General features: G+C 66.1%; 18 protein-coding genes. 8 read left to right on the forward strand and 10 right to left on the reverse strand.

What is annotated here, in order from left to right; genetic code table 11:
• Positions 1-3: 3 nt before the first annotated feature.
• From U1702_RS17000 to U1702_RS17035, 8 genes are all read left to right on the forward strand, one after another.
• Complete coding sequence (locus tag U1702_RS17000; RefSeq protein ID WP_332726354.1) at positions 4-1,395, forward strand: sensor histidine kinase; 1,392 nt, start codon at positions 4-6, stop codon at positions 1,393-1,395.
• Positions 1,392-2,822: a trypsin-like peptidase domain-containing protein gene (locus U1702_RS17005; protein WP_332726355.1), complete on the forward strand. Its 1,431-nt coding sequence runs from the start codon at positions 1,392-1,394 to the stop codon at positions 2,820-2,822. Before U1702_RS17000 ends, U1702_RS17005 begins: the two co-directional genes overlap by 4 nt.
• Before the next feature lie 432 nt (positions 2,823-3,254).
• Positions 3,255-3,947, forward strand: a complete 693-nt coding sequence (locus U1702_RS17010; RefSeq protein WP_332726356.1) for a hypothetical protein — start codon at positions 3,255-3,257, stop codon at positions 3,945-3,947.
• A 112-nt stretch (positions 3,948-4,059) separates the two neighbouring features.
• A complete protein-coding gene (locus U1702_RS17015) occupies positions 4,060-4,779 on the forward strand; it encodes a hypothetical protein (protein ID WP_332726357.1) in 720 nt (239 codons plus the stop codon).
• A gap of 36 nt (positions 4,780-4,815) precedes the next feature.
• Positions 4,816-6,579, forward strand: a complete 1,764-nt coding sequence (locus U1702_RS17020; protein ID WP_332726358.1) for a CHAT domain-containing protein — start codon at positions 4,816-4,818, stop codon at positions 6,577-6,579.
• A gap of 1 nt (position 6,580) precedes the next feature.
• Positions 6,581-7,732: a tetratricopeptide repeat protein gene (locus U1702_RS17025; protein WP_332726359.1), complete on the forward strand. Its 1,152-nt coding sequence runs from the start codon at positions 6,581-6,583 to the stop codon at positions 7,730-7,732.
• A 118-nt stretch (positions 7,733-7,850) separates the two neighbouring features.
• Positions 7,851-8,516 (forward strand): hypothetical protein, encoded by a 666-nt coding sequence (locus U1702_RS17030; protein ID WP_332726360.1) that lies wholly within the window; start codon positions 7,851-7,853, stop codon positions 8,514-8,516.
• 10 nt (positions 8,517-8,526) lie between these two features.
• Positions 8,527-10,920 (forward strand): caspase family protein, encoded by a 2,394-nt coding sequence (locus U1702_RS17035; RefSeq protein ID WP_332726361.1) that lies wholly within the window; start codon positions 8,527-8,529, stop codon positions 10,918-10,920.
• Between the two features lie 120 nt (positions 10,921-11,040).
• On the opposite strand, the gene speD is transcribed toward U1702_RS17035, so the two are convergent.
• From speD to U1702_RS17085, 10 genes are all read right to left on the reverse strand, one after another.
• Positions 11,041-11,403 (reverse strand): adenosylmethionine decarboxylase, encoded by a 363-nt coding sequence (gene speD, locus U1702_RS17040; protein WP_332726362.1) that lies wholly within the window; start codon positions 11,401-11,403, stop codon positions 11,041-11,043.
• Positions 11,400-13,001 (reverse strand): flavin monoamine oxidase family protein, encoded by a 1,602-nt coding sequence (locus tag U1702_RS17045; protein WP_332726363.1) that lies wholly within the window; start codon positions 12,999-13,001, stop codon positions 11,400-11,402. Before U1702_RS17045 ends, speD begins: the two co-directional genes overlap by 4 nt.
• On the reverse strand, positions 12,991-14,520 hold the full coding sequence (locus U1702_RS17050; RefSeq protein WP_332726364.1) for a polyamine aminopropyltransferase: 1,530 nt from the start codon (positions 14,518-14,520) through the stop codon (positions 12,991-12,993). The genes U1702_RS17045 and U1702_RS17050 overlap by 11 nt, the downstream gene beginning before the upstream one ends.
• On the reverse strand, positions 14,513-14,725 hold the full coding sequence (locus tag U1702_RS17055) for a DUF350 domain-containing protein (protein WP_332726365.1): 213 nt from the start codon (positions 14,723-14,725) through the stop codon (positions 14,513-14,515). Before U1702_RS17055 ends, U1702_RS17050 begins: the two co-directional genes overlap by 8 nt.
• 12 nt (positions 14,726-14,737) lie before the next feature.
• The gene (locus U1702_RS17060; protein WP_332726366.1) at positions 14,738-14,884 is read right to left on the reverse strand and encodes a hypothetical protein; all 147 of its coding nucleotides are present in this window, start codon (positions 14,882-14,884) and stop codon (positions 14,738-14,740) included.
• Positions 14,881-16,236 (reverse strand): DUF4178 domain-containing protein, encoded by a 1,356-nt coding sequence (locus tag U1702_RS17065; protein ID WP_332726367.1) that lies wholly within the window; start codon positions 16,234-16,236, stop codon positions 14,881-14,883. The genes U1702_RS17060 and U1702_RS17065 overlap by 4 nt, the downstream gene beginning before the upstream one ends.
• Positions 16,226-16,900: a DUF4178 domain-containing protein gene (locus tag U1702_RS17070; protein ID WP_332726368.1), complete on the reverse strand. Its 675-nt coding sequence runs from the start codon at positions 16,898-16,900 to the stop codon at positions 16,226-16,228. The genes U1702_RS17065 and U1702_RS17070 overlap by 11 nt, the downstream gene beginning before the upstream one ends.
• 10 nt (positions 16,901-16,910) lie before the next feature.
• Positions 16,911-17,903, reverse strand: a complete 993-nt coding sequence (locus tag U1702_RS17075; RefSeq protein ID WP_332726369.1) for an SPFH domain-containing protein — start codon at positions 17,901-17,903, stop codon at positions 16,911-16,913.
• 59 nt (positions 17,904-17,962) lie between these two features.
• Positions 17,963-18,103: a hypothetical protein gene (locus U1702_RS17080; protein ID WP_332726370.1), complete on the reverse strand. Its 141-nt coding sequence runs from the start codon at positions 18,101-18,103 to the stop codon at positions 17,963-17,965.
• A gap of 11 nt (positions 18,104-18,114) precedes the next feature.
• Positions 18,115-18,734, reverse strand: a 620-nt coding sequence (locus U1702_RS17085) for a M10 family metallopeptidase C-terminal domain-containing protein (protein ID WP_332726371.1), incomplete at its 5' end; no start/stop codon positions are given.

The raw sequence follows: 18,734 nt of genomic DNA on the forward strand, positions 1-18,734 counted from the left end.
CCGATGCTTCGCTGGCTCCCGCTTCGTACCACGCTGGTGATCGGCGCATTGGCGGCCGTGGCGCTGGTCGGGCTGACGCTTGGCCTGCTCCAGATGGTGTCGATGAACGCGCGCGAGCTGGCGATGGTGCGATCACAGGCGGATGCGGCGGTATTGTCGAGCAAGATCGACAGCCTGCCCCCGCGCCTGTCCGCCGAAGAGCGCGAAGCGGAGATACTGACGATGATCGCGGCGCGCGCGCAGGAGGCGACCGATGGCGGGCGCTGCGACAGCGGCGAGCGGGCGCGTGCGCTGTTCCTCTATCGCATGGCCGATGGCAGCGTGAGCGGGACGCCGCAGCTGGCTTGGCCCGGCGGCACGGGCGAAGTGCATTTCAGGGTTCCGGCGGGAACGGCGTGCCAGCGCGCGGCGACAACGGCGGTCGGCGTGGTCGAGGATCTGGGCGGCGGGCGGCAGTTTTTGAGCGCGCGCATCTATAGTTCGGACCCGCGTCTGGTGATGCGGGCCTATCTGTTGGCGGCGGGCGTGGCGGTGGCATTTGTGGTGCTTGCAAGCTTGTTGGCATGGGGGTTGATGCGCGGATGGCGTAACCGCCTCGACCGGTTCAACGCGCTGCTCGATCGCGCCGATCGCAGCGGGTTTTCGGAGCGCGCCGAGGAGGATGAGGGGCAGCCCGAGTTCAGGTTGCTGGCGCATCATCTGAACGCGCTGCTCGGCCGCTCGGAGGACATGATCGAGGGGATGCGGCGGCTGCACCGCCATGTTGCGCATGATCTGCGCGGGCCGGTGATGGTGGCGCGGCGGCATCTGGAAGCGCTGGGCGCGAAGACGCCGGACGAGCCGCTGATCGCCGATACCGACGCCAAACTGGTGACGGTCGATAAACGCTGCCGCATGCTGCTGGGCATCATCGACGCCGAAGTATCGCGGCGGACCGAGGGCGATGTGGTCGATCCCGGTGCACGCATCCGCCAGCTGATCGACGACATGTTCGTCTATCTGGGCGACGACAAGGATCTGGAATTCGCGCTGGAAGCGGAGCCGGCGGCGGTACGCGTGGCGAGCGACCTGTTCGACCGGATGATCGAAAACATTCTGGGCAATGCGGTGAAGTTTGCGACCCCCGAATCGACGATCCGGTGCAGTGTTACCCAAGATGGGGATCAGATACGGGTCGCGGTCGAGAATGACGGGCCGGGTATCGACGAAGGCAAGATCGAACGAATATTCGAGCCGGGCTATTCGAGCGGCGGTGCGGACAGTCACGGACTGGGACTGGCGTTCGTGCGCACCGTATCGCTTCGTGCGGGTGGAAACGTGCAGGCTTTCAACCGTGTAAACGGATTCGGGATTGAGATTTCGCTGCCGGCGGTCAAGGAAGATGCCGGGGCATGAGGGGAAGAATCAAGATGAAGAGCGGACTGCATTCGATGTTGCTGGGCGGCGTGGCCGTGGCAGTGATCGCCATGCCGGTCGCGGCGCAGACCGTTCCTTACGACAATGAGCGTGGCGTCTATAGCTATGCCAAGGATTTGCGCGCGGTTGCGCCGACGGTGGTCAAGGTCATCGTGCTGGGTCAAAAACCGGCCGAGCAGGGCCAGCCGCAACAGCAAGCGCCACAGCAGCAACAGCCGCCCGAGGACGATCCGTTCCGGGGGCAGAGTGCGCAGGGCCAGCGGCCCCCGGCAGGCGGTGCCGCACCGACGCCGATCGGCAGCGGCTCCGGCGTCATCATCGACGCGGCGAAGGGCGAGATCCTGACCAACAACCATGTCGTCGAAAAGGGCACTGCGTTCCAGGTCCAGCTCTATGACGGCCGCGTGGTCGACGCGACTTTGGTCGGGCGCGATCCGCAGACCGACATCGCGCTGCTCCGCATCCGCGCCACCGGCCTGTCGGCAATGCCGATCGGCGACAGCGCGAAGATTCAGGTCGGCGACCTGTCGTTCGCAGTCGGCTATCCGTTCGGATTCGATCAGACTTTGACGATGGGGGTCATCTCCGGGCTGGGCCGCACCGGCATCGGCGACGGGTTCCAGGATTTTATCCAGACCGACGCCGCAGTGAACAGCGGCAATTCAGGCGGTGCGCTGATCGACAGCCGCGGGCGGCTGATTGGGATCAACACCGCGATCTGGTCGAAATCGGGCGACAATGCCGGCATCGCCTTTGCCGTGCCGGTCAATATGGCAATGGCGATCGCCGACCAGCTTCGCCGCACCGGCACCGTCCGGCGCGGGCGTGTCGGTGTGACCGTGGGGCCGGTGACGCGCGAGGCGGCAGGCAGCGGATCGACGCGCGGCGCGCTGATCGCCGAAGTCGCCGCCAACAGCCCGGCTGCAAAAGCGGGCCTGCGCGCGGGCGACATCATCACCGAGGTCGAAGGGCGCCAGATCGAAGGGCCGGGCAACCTCACTGCAATCTTCGGCACGATGGAGCCGGGCAAGACGGTGACATTGGGCTATCGTCGGGCTGGGCAGACCGCACGCACGACGGTGACGGTCGAGGCACCGCAGCCGGTCGTCGTCGATCGGCCGGCGACCGGTGGTGTGGGCCTCGCCGCACTCGGTGCGACGTTCCGCGACGTCAATGCCAGCGACAAGGTGCCGGCGCAGGTGCGCGGCGCGGTGGTGTCGAACGTGCAGCCCAATTCGGCGGCGGCGCGATCGGGACTGGCGGTCGGCGACATCATCGTCGGCGTCAATGGCGAACAAGTACAGAGCGCGGCGGAACTCGCCCGCGCCTTCCAGAATATCGCCGGCGGCGCGGTGCTGTTCGTCGCGCGCGGCAACAGCCTGGTCCAGTTGCGGCTCGAACGCTGAGTTTGTGTCGCGGTGCCAGCCCGCCGGGTGGGGGAGCGGGCTGGCACCGCACTGCAATTCGCGATTTTACGAACAAAGCACAAAGTAATCCGGCAATGGCTTCTCCCCCTTTTGGGGGATGCCGCTGCCGCCGGGCTGTGCAATGAAGGTCACGGGCAGGCTATGGGGGCCCTTGTGCCGCGTAACTAACTGTAAAGATTGAAGTTGAGCATTACCCGAAACGGTAATTCTTGCGTCGGCCAAGTCATGCTCAAGTCGCGTTCGGATGTGTCTGAATCGTCAAGACTATTGCGACGAATCGGCTGGAAATGACGACTGAAACTGTTAGTGTCGCGGCGGCGGGGGCCACCTTACAGAAGAACCTGCCTGATCGAGGGATCAGTAAATGTTGGTCTGCTTGGGAGCAGGACCGGAGAGTGAGGAGACGTGGTTATGGTTAAGCTCAACAAAAAGATGGCACTGGCACTAGTTGCTGCAAGCATGCTGGCATCGCCGTCGATTGCGCAGGACAAGAAGGGTACGAACCTTGGCGACAAGGACGTTCCGGCAACCGAAAGCTCGAAAGCCGTCGACACGCTGACGCTGGGTTATCGCCTGGCCGACTATGCGCGCACCACCAAGGACGCGCGTGCGATGATCGTTGCGGCCAAGATGGTCGATTCGGTCACCGTCAAGGAAGGCACCGACAAGGGCAAGATCGAAGGCACCGGCAAGGGTACCGGCGAAGCCAAGGCGACGACGGCGGCAAGCCTGTTCGCCGAAGCCAAGGAACTGGCGGCGGGCGATCAGGACGTGCTGGCGGCAGTCGAGGCTGCACAGGCCGAAGCATCGCGTGGCGTGGTCAGCGGTCCGATCCGGACCGTGCAGTACGTCCCGGGCGCGACCACCTGGACCGTTCGTTTCGACGCCCGTGGCGGTGAGCCTCTGGTCGTCGGCGCGCGCCGCGACTCGGCAACCCCGGTCGACATGAAGGTCTATGACGAGAACGGCAACCTGGTCTGTCAGGACATGTCGCACAACGTGACGCTGTATTGCCGGGTCAACCCGATCTGGACGGGCGCATTCTCGGTCCAGATGATCAACCATGGCGGGTACGGCACCGGCATGGCGCTGGTGACCAACTAAGCCAGACCGATCGTCCGCCCTGGTGCCCAGTGGCGCCGGGGCGGCGATCCCTCCGCCCGACGACCTGTCGGGCCGATGCGGGATGCCCTGGGCATCCTTTGAGGAGGCGGGCATGAAGATCGATTTCCGTGTGCTGGCCGCGTTGCCGCTGATCGCCGCGGCGTCGATCGCTTCGCCAGCCGCCACGCAGACCGCGCCTGCCCAGGACAAAAGCGGCACCAATTTATCCGACAGCGATGCGAAGCCGACGCCTGCGAGCGCGGCGACGGACACGCTGATGCTGGGATATCGCCTTGCCGATTATGCCCGCACGACGAAGGATGCGCGCGCGATGATCGCGGCGGCGCGGATCGTCGATACGGTCACCGTCAAGGACAGTGCGGACAAGGGCAAGATCGAAGGTGCCGATGCCGATAAGGTTCCGGCAACCGAAATGAAACCGGTGACGGCGGCCAGCTTGTATGACGAAGCCGTGGCGTTGGCCAATGGCGATCAGGACCTGTTGGCTGCGATCGAAGCGGCGCGGGCCGAGGCGAGTCGGGGCATTATCATCCACGCGGTGCGGATGGTGCAATATGTGCCCAGGGCCACGACCTGGACGCTCCGGTTCGCCGCGCGCGGCGGCGAGCCGCTGGTGGTCGGCGCACGCCGCGATGCGGCGACGCCGGTCGATATGAAAATCTATGACGAGAACGGCAATCTGGTGTGTCAGGACATGTCGCACAATGCGACGCTGTATTGCCGGGTCAATCCGATCTGGACCGGCGAATTCGCCGCGCAGTTAATCAATCATGGCACGATCGGCACGACGATGGCGGTCGTTACGAACTGAACAAGGCGTCGCACTGATGCGGCGGGGAGGCTGAAAATGAAGGCGAAGCTCACCAGATTGATCGCGCTGCCGTTGCTGGCCGCCGCGCTCACCGCGCAGACGACGCCGGACATCAAGATCGAACCTGTACCCTCGCCCGACGTCCTGCGGTCCGAGGCGTTCGAGGCGGCCCAATATGCGTTGATCTCCGGCGCTGCCGCCGCAGTGGACCGGGTGACCGCGCGCTTTGCATCGGGGGGCGGGCCGCTGGCCATACTCGAGCAGGATCGTGACAAGAAACTGGCCGAGCTGGAGGCGGTCGATCGCCAGTTCAGCGCGCTGATCGAACGCGGCAGCGCCGTGCCGGAAGAGGAGCGCCGCGCGCTGACCCAGCGCCGCGCCGGGATCCGCGACGAAGTGACCGCGATCGAAGCGAAGATCGCCAAGGACTTTCCGCAATATTTCGATCTGACGCGCCCCAAGGCGCTGGACATCGCGGCGGTGCAGAAACTGCTCAACCCGGACGAGGCGATGGTCATGATCCTCGTCTCCGACGACGCCAGTTACACCTGGGCGATTACGCGCGAAAAATCGACATGGTCGCGCTCCGAAGCGATGAAGGACACCGCGCTCGCCGAAAAGGTCAATCTGCTGCGCGCCAGCATGGAAGTCGACGGCGCGCGCGGATCGGGCCGCGCCCCGCCGCCGACCGGTGGTGCGGCGGCCGCCGTCGCCCCGGCGGGCAAGGCGTTCGACCGCAAGCTGGCGCATGAATTGTACAAGGAACTGATCGCGCCGGTCGAGGGCGTGCTGGCGGGCAAGCAGGTGTTGCTGACCAACGTCACCGGCGCGCTGACGTCGCTGCCGCTCGCACTTCTCGTCACGGCACCACCGCAGGGTGCGGATACCGATCCGGCAGCGGTGGCGACCAGCCCGTGGTTGATCGACAAATACGCGCTGGCGGAACTGCCCTCGGTCTCGTCGCTGAATTCGCTGCGCTGCCTGCTGATTTCCAATCCCGCGGACGCGCACCCCGGTTGCGCGGTCAAGGCCGCGTCGACCAGCTACGCGCAAGCGCGAACGAAAAGCGGCGTGATGCTGGCGGCCTATGGCGCGCCGACGCTGGCGGGCACCTATACGGCGGCAACCGGGCGGAGCGTGACGCCGGGGCTGGCCGGCAAGATGTACAAGGGTAAGCTCGCCGACCCGGAAAAGCTGCGCGCGCTGGCATATCTTCCCCAGGCACAAGCGGAGCTGGACAGTCTGAAAAAGACCTTCGGTGCCGAGTCCTTCGTCGTCACCGGTAACGAAGCGACCGAAACAGCGGTCAAGTCCAGCAAGTCATTGCCGCTCGCGCGCTTCATCGTCTTTTCTACGCACGGTCTGCTCGCCACCGAAGTCGGCGACAATGCCGAGCCGGGGCTAGTGTTCACGCCGCCAAAGACTGCGACGGATATGGACGACGGATTGCTCACCGCGTCCGAAGTTGCGCAGATGAACCTCCCCGCCGATCTCGTGGTGCTATCTGCCTGCAACACGGCGGCATCGGACGGCAAGAGTGCGGAAGGCCTGTCCGGACTGGCCAAATCGTTCATCTTTGCGGGAACGCGTTCGTTGCTGGTCAGCCATTGGGCGGTCAGCGATGCGGCAACGTCGCTGTTGATGCAGCAGACCTTCACCAACATCCAGAAGGGCAACATCGCCGGTCGTGCGCGCGCATTGCAAGCGGCGATGCGGACCGTGCGTACCGAAGGCACCGGCCAGTTCGTCAGCCCGAAATATTGGGCGGCATTTACGCTGGTCGGCGAACCGGGGAAATGAGGTGGGCGCGCTGACCGGCCTTTTGCTCCTTGCGGCCGGGACAGGCTTTAGTCCTGTAGCGGAGCGCGATCCGGTCCCGGCTGCGGCGGAAGCCGCGATCGAGGCCGGGGATCCGGCGCGCGCCTTTGCGATCACGGCACCCGCCGCTGCCGCCTGTTCCGCGCGAAACCCGCGCAATGACAATTGTGTCGATCTTTGGATGATGCTGGCGCAAACCGCGCCGGCAGCGGACAGGCTGGAGGATGGAGAGGCGGCGGCGCGACGCGCGCTTGCTGCGATCGAGGCGAGCGGTGCGGGACGCGGCGAAGAGGCTGCGGCGGCACTGATGATGCTGGGGGTCATTCAGCGCGTTCGTGGCCGTACCGCCGACGCGGAGCAATCACTGCGCGCATCGATGGGAATCATCGTCGCAACGCTCGGTGCCGACGGGCCGGTCGCGGCGACTGCCTATAGCTATCTCGGCGCGACATTGGTGGAATTGCAGCGGCCGGTCGAAGCCGAGGCACTGTTGCGCCGTGCCGTCGCCATTCTGGAAAAGGACACCGGCGACCTGGCCCAGATGCTGCTGATCGCGCTGGTCGAATATGGCATGTTGCTCAGCATCGCGGAACGGCATGCCGAGGCCGAACCGCTGCTGCGCCGCGCCGTCCTGTTGGCGGAGAAGGGTGGGCAGCAAGGGTTGCCGTTACTGGGCGGTGCGCTGGTCGGGCTGGGGGCCGGACTGGTCGGGATGGAGCGGTATGCGGAGGCGGAGGCGGTGCTGCGCCGTGCCGTCGCAGTCAATGAGCAGGTTTTCGGCAAGAACAGCCCGATCACGCTGCGCGCGGTGGCGATGCTGGGGACCAGCCTGCACTTTGCCGGCCGCAGCGCGGATGCCGAGCCAGTGTTGCGCCGTGCCGTCTATGCGCACGCGTTGAGCGGGATCTGGGACAATATGGATGCGATCGGCGCGGCGATGGGGATGGGACAGATTGTCGGCGATCGCAATCCGGGAGAGGCGCGGGTGTTCTACGCACGCGCGGCGCATGGCGCGCTGCAACGGATGCGCGGATATCGCGATTATGGCGTGGCCGCACAGTCCGAGCTGCGGCTGTTCGCACCGGTGTTTCTGGGACAGGTGAAGATGGCGTGGGCGGTCGGGGCGGCGCGATGACGCGGCTGTCAGACTCTGACGGTGGCGGTTGCGTGCCCGGCCCGACACACCGGTGCCATAATATTCGATCTTCAGGATACCTGCCGACGCGATGAAACGCCCGTTTGCCCTTTTCGCCATGATGCTCGTGCTGGCTGCGGGCGGCGCCTTTGCGCGCGCCGTGCCCGACGCGGTTTCCGCCGAAGCCGCAGCGTCCGATGCCGTGATCGAGCGTGCCGAGCTGGTCCGTGACCTGATCGCCCGTGCCCGTGCCGACCGCGATGTCGACGTGATGATCGTTGCTGCCAACATGCTGCGACAGGGCGATTTTGTGCTGGTGCCCGCCGAAAATGCGCCGCTGGTACTGGGGCGCGCGCGCAAGGGCGATGAACTGCCGGTAACCGAGCCTGCCGCATTGCTGGTCGAGGCGCGCGGCTGGGCGGCGGGCGATCAGGACAAGCTCGCGGCGATCGAGGCGACGCTTGCCGAGGCCAGTCGCGGGATCATTCCCGCCGCGATCGTCTATACCCATGACCTGCCCGCCGACCGCGCATTGACGATGCGCGCGCGGGCGGAGGGCGGGCGGCTGGCGCTGGTGCGGGTGCGCGGCGATGGCGATGCCGCGCTGGAACTGGCGGTGACCGATTCGGCGGGGCGCGTGGCGTGCGTCGACCGGCCGACCGGGGCGGGGATGGCGCGACGGGACCTGTTGTGCCGCTGGACTCCGAACCGGACCGAGGAATATCGTATCGTGTTGAAAAACAAGGGTCGCGTGTGGACGCGCGCGATTCTGGTGTCGAATTGAAGCGGGGGGCATGATGTTGAAGCGGCTTGCGCTGGCAGTAATGGCGATCGGACTGACCGGTGCCGCGATGCCCCCCGAACCGGCCCCGGCGCCCGTGGCGCAGGGCCGCATTCGCGCGGTGATCGTCGCGGTCGCGGCGTATAAGGACGGCATCGCCTCTCCACTGATCGGGACCTACAACGATGCGGTGCTGATCGCCGATACGCTGATCCGGTCGGGCGCGAAGCGCGAAGATATCACGCTGCTGGCCGACAAACCCACCCCCGAATTGATGCGTGGGTTGCGGCAGCGTCCAACGACGCTGCAGATCGACGCGCTGGCGACGCGCGACAATATCCTGGGCGCGCTGAAAAAGGCGGCGCTCGACACGCGGGCGGGCGACGAGGTGCTGCTGAGTTTCTCCGGCCACGGCGTGCAACAGGTCGAAGCGGTCGCGGGATCGGAGCCGGACGGACGTGACGAGGTGTTCCTGCCGTTCGACACCGGCGCGCCCGACGCCAGTTTCAGCAAGGTGCAGAATGCGGTGCTGGATGACGAAATCGGCGCGGCGATCGACGCGATTCGGTCGAAGGGTGGCAATGTAACCTTCATCGCCGACTTTTGTCACTCAGGCGATTCCAGCCGCGACGCGAACGCGCCGCCGCCGCAGCCGATCGAGGCGAAGCTGAAGCTGCCGGCGCGCAAATATGTTGCGATCAGCGACGCCGGATTCGTCCGCGATTTGGCGGGGGAGACGAAGAAGGGTCAAACCGGCTGGGGTGCCTATGTCGGCATGATGGCAGCGCCATCGGCCGTGCAGGCGCGTCAGGATATGGCGCCCGCTTTCGCCGACCGCGCCGAACAGGCACCGCACGGGTTGCTGACCGTCTATGCGATGGCCAACTGGAACAATCCGCGCGTGTACAGCTATCGCGATTTGGCCAACCGCATCACTGCCGGCACCGACAAGCACGCCAAGGCGCCCCGCCCGGAGTTCGACGGCGATATCGATCGGCCGCTGCTGGGCGGGCTGATGAAGGTCTCGGCGGGTACATCGAGCGGCGGCAGCTGGGCGGTGTTCAAGCCCGTGACCAAGATCGCCAGCACCAAGGACCCGGTGAAGATCGAGAGCCTGGAGATGGGTGCGGGTCAGCTGCAGGGGCTTGTCGAGGGCACGATCGTCGCACTCGCGCTGGCGACGCCAACCGGCGACAAGACGATCCTCTATGGTCGCGTGGACAAGGCCGACGCCTATCGTGCGGTGCTGGTGCCCACCAGCTATGGCGAGATCCCGGCGGAGACATGGAACGACGTCAAGGACATCGACGGCAAGTCGCTGTCGCGCGAGGTGCGGCTGATCGCCACGATCGAACAGCAACCGGTGCAGCTCGACTATCGCATCGCACTGCCCGCCGCACCCTCCAGCCCCACTGCCGCGCAGACGGCGGCGCTCGCCGCGCTGCAAAAGATCAAGCCCGCCGATATCGGCGCGACCTTTGTCCAGGCGGGGCAGGAGGCCGACCTGATCCTGGCGTTCGACAAGGCGAAGCCGGATATGCTGACGATGATGCAGCCGCCCGGTCGCGTCACCGCCGCATTCGGCGGTATCGACCTGGCCGCAGCGATGGCGGCGGGTGGCAGCAGTCCCGATATCCGCGTTCAATTCACCGTCGGCGGCGCGCTGGTGAAGGCGACGCGCTTTAACCGCTTGCAGCGCGTATTAGCCAGCCCCGGCCTTGCGACCGGCGACCAGAGCGAGAACCCGGCAAAGGACGTCTCGGTCGAGTTCTACGTGGGACGGCCGAAGGCGCTGGCGACGGGTGCGAAATGCCCCGACACGTCCGCCGATTATTATGCGGTGGACAAGGGCGCGCGCCGCATCGGCGGCGACGGGAGCGAGGCGGGGAGCTTTACCTTCCAGCGTTGCGACTGGCTGTTCATCAAGGTCACGAACACCGGCAAGAGCGACGTGTATGTCAATCCGCTGATCTTCTCCCCGGATGGCGGCATCCTGTTGTTCGACGGACAGGACAAGAGGCTGGGGATCAAGGCCGACAATCCCACGCGGCTGCGCGCGGGCGAAAGCGGCGTGCTGCAATATATGCTGAGCGATGCGCAGGCGGGTGCGCAGCTGCGCGACGATTTCGTGCTGCTGGTCAGCGACGTCACCGACGGCGTGCCGCTGAGCTATGCGCGGCTGATCCAGTGTCCGGTGGTCAGCGGGCCGGAGGATGGCCCGGCCTGTGCCGCCGCCAGCGACCCGACGCTGGCGGGGACGCGCATGCGCGACCGCACCGGCCCAGGCACGGGCATCGAGGATCTGATCGATGCCGCGCTGGTCGGATCGACGACGCGCAGCGGGCCGCCGAAAAAGCCGACGAGCGTGGGCGCGCTACGCTTTAGCTGGCAGACCGAGGCGCGCTAGAGGCTGATCCACTTGCGTGGAAACGGCACCGGCCCGCGCCCCCACCCGGCCACCCACAGCGTAATCTGAATGGGTGGCCGGGTGGGGGCGCGGGCCGGTGCCATCTAACCAAGACGGCCTTCAATCCCCGCCATAATGGCGCGCGAGGATCGTCCGGCTGCGCACCTTGGCGCTAAGCTGTCCGGCGATCGTGTCGAGCGCGACATCGACGCTGGCGGCGGCACCGCACATGAAGATATCGACGCACGCCGTGCCATGTTCGGGCCAGGTATGGATCGAGATGTGCGATTCCGCGAGCAGCGCCACGCCGGTCACGCCCATGCCGGGGCCAAAGGCGTGAAGCCGCACTTCGAGCAGGGTCGCCCCGGCCGCCTGCGCCGCGTCGATCAGGCAGCGCTCGACCCGCGCGATGTCGTCAAGCCCGGTCCCGCCGGTCAGGTCGGCGATCAGATGATGACCCTCAGTGGGCGGTGAAGCGGTCACAACAGGCTTTCGTGGCGGTGGGCGAGATGCGTCATTGCCGCTTCGGCGGCGCGCACGCCATGATAGTTTGCTTCCTCGAACAGCGACAGCCCGCTCAGGTCGCTATGCGCCAGAAACAAGGGCGGGGCGGGTATCGCCTTGCCGCGATCCAGAAAACCGGGGGTCGGGCGGATCATCGCATGGCCCCAGCGCCACAGGTCGATGCGGCGGATCGCGCCGTCGAGTTCCGGGTTGGTGGCCATCAGGTCGTCGCGGACGATCTTCTTCCACTCGCTCGCCGGACGTTCGAGCAACAAGCGGCGCGCGCTGGCCGGTGTCATGTCGGACAGCGGCAGATACCAGGTAAGGACGCTGGCCGAGGGCATCGCCGCCGGACCCTGATGCGTGGCGACGACATAGCCGAGCGAGTTGCTGCCGCTCGCCACATTGTCCCATGCCAGCGGCGCGCCGCGTCCGCTAGGCAGGCGATCGACGGTGACGTTGGCGACCAGCCATGGCGCATAGCTGAAGCCCGGCGCGGGCGGCACTTCGCTGCAGACACGGGCGGCAATGAAGTGCGGTATCGCCAGGATCGCCGCGCGGGCACGGATACGGATGCTCTCATTGGCCGCCACGTCGAAGCAATCGGCGTCGATATGGCCGCCTTGGCGCGTGACGCGGTGGACGACCATGCCCGGTGTGATCCGGTCACGGAAGCGCGCCGCCATGCCGGTGGTCAGGCGTGCATTGCCCTCCGGCCAGGTCAGCTCGTTGCCGCCCGCATCGTTCGCCGCCCAGCCGCGCCGGCTGGCGAAATAATGGATACCTGCCCAGGCCGAGACCTGATCGGGTTCGGTCCCGTAATCGTCGCGCATGGCATAGCGAACATGCGCGCGCAGCACCGGCGACCGCCATGCGCGATCGTCGAGCCATGCCGTGAAACTGGTCCGGTCGAGTGCGCGCAATGTGGCGTCCTGCGAGCTATAGGCGATCGGGATGGCGAAGGCGGGTTTGCCGTCGCTGCCGATTTGCGCCGAGTAACCGGCCATCGCGCGCTGAAATTCGCTGAGGTCGCGCCGGTCGGCCGGGGTCAGGCCGGTGCGCGGGATCAGGCCCTCCTGCCAGCTGCCCTGCCAGAACAGCCGCTCCTGCAAGTCCGCGCAGAGCTGGGTGGGATCATAGACCGGCGCGCCATCCTGTTCGCCGGTGACCATGCCGAGTTGGCGCAGCAGATGGTGAAGCGCTTTCCCCTCACGATTGGGCACGGGCAGATAATGCGCGCCGAGCGGGAAGGCGGATATGGCGTTGCGTCCGGCGCGCGAATTGCCGCCGATCCTGTCCTCCAGCTCGACCAGCCGGAAGCGGGTAAACCCGGCATCCGCCAGCCGCCAGCCCGCCGATAATCCGGCAACGCCGCCGCCCGCGATCAGCAGGTCGGTCTGTTCGACCCGCACGGGTGCCGGGAAGTTGCCGTCGCGCAGGCGGTGGCCGCGCGCCACGTCGGCACCGTCGATCTCGCCTTCGGGCAATGCTGCCGAACGTGTCAGGGCGAACGCGCCGCCCGCCGCGCACGCCGCCGCAGCACCGACGCCCAGAATCGTGCGGCGGTCAGCCTTCATACTTGCCCCATGCCGCCGCGAATTCCCGCACGAGGATTTGGTTGTCGAGCCGGTTCACCTGCGCCGGGCGGCGCGCCATATCGGGCGGAAACTGGTACAGCTGGCGCTCGACATCGGGGGTCAGGAATTTTCCCGCCGGAAAGCGCGCCCGTTCCGGGATCTCGCCCGCCGCCGCGAGGATGAAGCCCCATTCGCCGAAGCTGGGGACATAGACGTGATAGGGCCGCGTGCGCAGACCCGCGGCCTCCATCGTCGCGGCGACGGTCCAATAGGCTTGCGGTGCGATCAGCGGCGAGGTGCTCTGCACCACCAGCATCGCACCCGGCGCGAGCAGGCGGATCACGCTGCGATAGAAGGTCTCGGTATAGAGTTTGCCGACCGAGAAATCGACCGGGTCGGGGAAATCGACGATGATCGCGTCGTAGCGGCCGCGTGCTTCGCGTACCCAGCGGAAGCCGTCGGCGTTGATGACGCGGAGGCGCGGGTCGGTGAGTGCGCCACGATTGAGGTGCGTCAGCATGCCGCTCTTTGAAAACAGTCCGGTCATCGCCGGGTCGAGATCGACCAAAGTAATCCGCTCGATCCCCGGATAACGCAGCACTTCGCGCGCGGCGAGACCATCGCCACCGCCGAGGATCAGGATGTTGCGCGGATTGGCGACGCGGCCGAGTGCCGGATGCACCAGCGCCTCGTGATAGCGATATTCATCGCGCGACGAGAATTGCAGATTGCCGTTGAGGTAGAGCCGCAAATCGTCGTTGCGGCGGGTCAGGACGATGCGCTGAAACCGGCTGGTCTCGGCATAGATCACCGGCTCGCCATAGCTTGCGACTTCTGCCCAGCGCTGAAGCTGGTCCGACGCGAAGAAGCCTGCCGCCAGCGCGACCATGATAATGACCGACGCGATTTTCTCAGCCCCGTAGCGCGCCGCGCGCGGCAGCGTGAACAGCAGTGCCAGCGCGACCCCGGCATTGGCGAAGCCGAACAGGAATCCGGTGCGGATCATGCCGAGATGCGGCATCAGCACCAGCGGGAACAGCAACGACGCCGCCAGCGCGCCGACATAGTCGAACGTCAGGACGTTCGACACGACCTCCCGAAAATCATAGCCGCGCAGGATGCGGATCAGCAGCGGGATTTCGAGGCCGACGAGAAAGCCGATCGCCAGCACGATGCTGTACAGCGCGACGCGGAAATGATCGATCAGCGGGAACAGCAGGAACAGGCCCGCCGCCGAACAGCCGCCGATCACCGCGATCAGCAATTCGACGCGCACGAACAGCCGCAGCTCGTCGCGCTTCACATAGCGCGAGCACCAGCTGCCGATGCCCATCGCAAAGAGATAGCTGCCGATGACGGTGGAAAATTGGGTGACGCTGTCGCCGAGCAGGTAGCTCGCCAGCGTGCTCGCCAGCAATTCATAGATCAGGCCACAGGTCGCCACCACGAACGCCGAGGCGAGCAGCGCCGCTGCGGGGGCGGCGGTCTTCATCGAAGGCGCGACATCGCCCTCAGCCATGAATGGCGGCGGCGACGATGATCGCCAGCCCGATGGCGACCGCACCCGCGAAGATGGCGACCGCGACATTCTGTTTCTGTTCGATCTCTTCCCACAATTTGCCGGGCGTCAGCAGGTCGAGGATGACGAACCCGGCGACGAAGACGAGCATGCCGACCCCGGCATAGAGCAGGGTCGAGAGAAGGGCTGGAATCGTCGTGACCATGTCTTGTCTCCTTTATTTGTGGGTTGGGCCATAGGCACCGGCGCGCGCCGCCGAGCGCCCGCCCTGGGCGAAGGGCGAGTAGCCGAAGATGCCCGCCATGACGAAGGCGGCGGCGACGATCAGGCACCATAAAGCGAAGAAGAAGGTGCCGCGGGTCATTCGTCGTCCTCCGATTCCTTGAATATCGCCGCGACCCCGGTGGGGTCGTAGTCGCTCTCCGCCTGCCGCGCCTGTTCAAAGCGGGCGTGGCGCGCCAGCGTCCACAGGAACGGAAGCAGAATGAACAGCAATGCGATGATGAGGTTCGACGCATAGACGCCGCCGCGCCTCACCTCGACCTTTACCTCCGGCTGGCGCAGCGGCGACATCCAGCCGGATGCGTCGCCATATTGCTCACCCGTGATCCAGCGGTTGCCGCGATATTCAACCACCAGATCGTAAGTCCCGCGCGGCACGCTGGCGATCGAGATTTGCGAGCGGCGCGACCCCTCGGTCCAGTCGCCATCGGAATCGCGGCCGGAATAGCGTTCGGCGGCGCCATAGGCCTCGTACACCTGCTGCGTCGTGCGATCGACCAGCGCGTAATCGAAATCGACCCAGCCATTTTCGAGCCGGGGGACGCGCGCGCGGATTTCCACGCGCTGCCACGGCTGAGTGAATTGCAGCGGGCCGACCGTCGCGGTTTGCGCGCTGCCGTCGCTGGCGATGCGCAGCCAGCCGGCATCGCGCCACGCGCCGCCGCTCATGAACAAGGTGAGCAGCAGCAGGAACGCCATCGCCGCGCTGCCGATCTTGAACCATGTGCCGAGCGACCGCGCATGCGGGGAGGGCATATGCGGCGGCGGCGGCCACGGATTTCGCGCAGCATCGACCCCGAATGCCGCCGCGATCTCTCGCGGGGCGAGCAGGCGCTGGACCGTCCAGCTTACTTCGTTCGCATTGGCTTCGCGTGAGAGGAGATGGCCGGGGGCAGCCCATTCCGACGTGACGACGCGCTCGCCGATTGCAACGCGCCAGTAGAATTCGCCGAGCACCCGGTCGACGCGCGCTTCGCGTTCGGAGAAGAAACGGCGGAAATGGGTCTCGCCGATGCCCAGCGTGTCATAGGTGACGAATTGCGGCGAGGCCGTCTGCGTCTCGCCCAGGCTCCAGCTCTGGCCGTCGGTGACCAGCCAGCGATAGCCGTGATAGGGATTGAACAGCAGATATTCGTCCCACGGATAGCTGCCGTCGATCGAGCGCGCGAGATAGCCGATCGCCTCCCATTCGATCCCGTCGAGCGTGCCGCGGGTGCCGAGCGGGATCTCGAGCGCGAGTGCCTGAGCGCTGTATTGTGTGACCAGCTTTACCAGCGGGTCGCTGACGTCGAGGATGCTGCCGCACGCTGTGCAGCCTGCGGTCACCGAATAGCCCGCAGCGCGCAGGCTGACCGCCGCGCCACAGGCGGGACAGGCGAGCGCGCGAACCGCCGGTGCGGGCGGGGCGGCAAGGGGGGCGGGATCAGCGGGCATAGGTCGGCAGCGTCCAGCCTTCGATTGCGCGCATGTCTTTTGGGGCGAGCTCGGCAAGGGTTACGTAGCGACCGACATAGAAGGTCGATTCGGTGCGGTCGCGTTGCAGCGTCGCGCAGCTGCCGTCGGGCGCTTTCAGGTCGACGCTATAGACGCGCCAGCCGGGCGGGGCGGTGAACGGCAATTCGCCCTCGGCGGCGATGCACAGTATGTCGCGGGCATCGGCGACGCTGAACTTGATGCCGTCGAACTGGGCGTCGGTGCCGGGTGCTGCGGTGCCGCCATTGACGACCTCCCGCAAAACGCGCGCGCGGGCCGTGGCGACCGGGCGCTCGCGCAGCAGCATGAACTGTCCCATCGCCTCACCCAGCCAGGCATGCGCACCATCGGCGAAGAGCAACAGCCATTCGTTCCACGCTCCGTCGCTCCACGCCCAGCGGACGCGGCCAATGACCTCGAAGTCATGGCCGTCGGCTTTGCCGCGCATGCCGATGCGGACCGGGCTGACATCGAACGGCAACACCGCCGCTTCGCCGACCGCGGTGATTCCGCCGTCGCTGCGCACCAGCATCGTCTGGCAATAGTCGCAGATTCGGCACGGCAATGCGGGTGAACGAAACACCGCATCGGCACCGCAAGTGGGGCAGGAAACCGTCAGGCTCAAGCGATGGGTCCTAGCGAATCCGGCTCAGCAACTCGGCCTTTTTGGCATCGAACTCGGCCTGTTCGATCGCGCCGATCGTCAGCAATTTGTGGAGCTTTTCGATCTGCGCATAGACATCCTCACCGGGTGCCGCCGCAGTCGGGGCCGCCGCGCCGCCAATGCCGCCAGCCATACTCTGGCCGATCGCCATGCCCGCCGCCGCGCCCGCGCCGATCCCGGCGATGCCGCCCGATTGTTCGGCAGCGGATTCGATCGCCTGGGCGCTCTGGTAACGGACATAGCGGTCGAGATCGCCGACCACGCGCATCGAACTGGCCTTGTCGAGCTGGGCCTGGACTTCTTCGGGCAGCGACACGCTTTCGACGAAGAAGCTGGTGCAGCTGAGGCCCCATGCGGCGAAGGCGGGTTCGACTGCGGCCTTCAGCCGTTCGGACAAAGCGGTCTGATTGGCGGCGAGGTCGATGAACGCGACATCGCCGCCGCCCAGCGCGGTGGCGATCGCGGTGGCGATGACGCCGCGCAGTTGCGTCTCCAGATCGGCGACGGTCAGCTTGTCGAGCGACCCCATCATCTTGACCGCGAACACGGCGATATTCTCGACCCGAAAACTGTAGCTGCCGAACGCGCGCACGCGCAGCGGGCCGAACTCCTTGTCGCGCACCGTGATCGGTTGCTGCGTGCCCCATTTGAGGCCGGTCTGCTCCTTTTGCGAGAAGAAATAGACATCGGCCTTGAACGGCGATTTGAAGCCGGTCTGCCAGCTTTTCAGCGACGACAGCACCGGCAGGTTCGAGGTTTCGAGCGTATGCTGACCGGGGAGGAAGGCGTCGGCGAGCTGCCCTTCATTATAGAACATCGCGGTCTGTCCGCTGCGCACGGTGAGCTGCGCGCCATTCTGAATTTCGCGGTCCTGCATCGGATAGCGCACCGCAAGCACGCCAGGTTCGTCCACCCAGTCGATGACGTCGACGAACTGCTTCGACAGGAAATCCAAGATGCCCATATGTCCTCCTGCGCGCAGGCTACCCCGTTTGAAAACGCGCAGGAACCATAAATCCGCGATCAGGAGGTCGAGAAAGCGCCGTCTTCGTTTTCGGGGCGCGTGCCGATCTGCGCGTGGCTGGCGTTGAGGACGCGCAGCGCCGGGCGGACCCAGCGCTGACGGACGGCGACCGGGGGCGCAATAGTGGAAGGCGTCTTCATTATGCTGGTCCTTAAACGAACGGGTCGGGTGTGATGATCGTGCTCACCGGGCTTTCGAGGTGGAAGACGTAATCGCTGCCATTCTGATAGCCGGCGGCGGAGTTGAGGCCGTTGACGATCAGGAAGGTCTGGCCGGCCATGTCGCCACCGGTCGCGGTGAACAGCACCGCTTGCCCGCTTCCCATCTGCGCTGCGCCGATCGCGGCGGCAAGGTCTTCGTTGAACGTCGCCAGCGAAAGGCTCCCGCTCACCGGTGCCGCCACGCTGGTCACCTCGAACGGCAGGTCGATCCTGTCCTGCGTCGCATCGAACCCGACCAGCGTGTCGTAATTGATGCCGGTCGACTGGCTCGCCACGTCATAGGCGAAGGTGTCACGGCCGCCGCCGCCGGTCAGCCGGTCGCCGCCAGCGCCGCCCCACAACCAGTCGTCACCGCCGCCGCCGATCAGGTTGTCGCCGACCGCGCCGCCATAGATGCGCAGGTCGCCGCCCACTTCCGCCGAGCCATCGACCGTGAGCGAGGTCAGCAGCGGATAGCCCCAGATCGTCAGGCGACCGTCGTCCGCGACCAGGCTGTCGTCCAGCGTGATGTCGAAGCTGTTGCTGTCACCGACCGGGCCGCGTTGCAACG

It is taken from the genome of Sphingomonas sp. LT1P40, from assembly GCF_036663835.1.
Lineage (GTDB): Bacteria > Pseudomonadota > Alphaproteobacteria > Sphingomonadales > Sphingomonadaceae > Sphingomonas.

Coding starts and splice junctions, on each gene's coding strand:
- U1702_RS17000 (WP_332726354.1), top strand. CDS start 4: ATGCTTCGCTGGCTCCCGCTTCGTACCACGCTGGTGATCGGCGCATTG.
- U1702_RS17005 (WP_332726355.1), top strand. CDS start 1,392: ATGAGGGGAAGAATCAAGATGAAGAGCGGACTGCATTCGATGTTGCTG.
- U1702_RS17010 (WP_332726356.1), top strand. CDS start 3,255: ATGGTTAAGCTCAACAAAAAGATGGCACTGGCACTAGTTGCTGCAAGC.
- U1702_RS17015 (WP_332726357.1), top strand. CDS start 4,060: ATGAAGATCGATTTCCGTGTGCTGGCCGCGTTGCCGCTGATCGCCGCG.
- U1702_RS17020 (WP_332726358.1), top strand. CDS start 4,816: ATGAAGGCGAAGCTCACCAGATTGATCGCGCTGCCGTTGCTGGCCGCC.
- U1702_RS17030 (WP_332726360.1), top strand. CDS start 7,851: ATGATGCTCGTGCTGGCTGCGGGCGGCGCCTTTGCGCGCGCCGTGCCC.
- U1702_RS17035 (WP_332726361.1), top strand. CDS start 8,527: ATGATGTTGAAGCGGCTTGCGCTGGCAGTAATGGCGATCGGACTGACC.
- U1702_RS17045 (WP_332726363.1), bottom strand. CDS start 13,001: ATGAAGGCTGACCGCCGCACGATTCTGGGCGTCGGTGCTGCGGCGGCG.
- U1702_RS17050 (WP_332726364.1), bottom strand. CDS start 14,520: ATGGCTGAGGGCGATGTCGCGCCTTCGATGAAGACCGCCGCCCCCGCA.
- U1702_RS17055 (WP_332726365.1), bottom strand. CDS start 14,725: ATGGTCACGACGATTCCAGCCCTTCTCTCGACCCTGCTCTATGCCGGG.
- U1702_RS17060 (WP_332726366.1), bottom strand. CDS start 14,884: ATGACCCGCGGCACCTTCTTCTTCGCTTTATGGTGCCTGATCGTCGCC.
- U1702_RS17065 (WP_332726367.1), bottom strand. CDS start 16,236: ATGCCCGCTGATCCCGCCCCCCTTGCCGCCCCGCCCGCACCGGCGGTT.
- U1702_RS17075 (WP_332726369.1), bottom strand. CDS start 17,903: ATGGGCATCTTGGATTTCCTGTCGAAGCAGTTCGTCGACGTCATCGAC.
- U1702_RS17080 (WP_332726370.1), bottom strand. CDS start 18,103: ATGAAGACGCCTTCCACTATTGCGCCCCCGGTCGCCGTCCGTCAGCGC.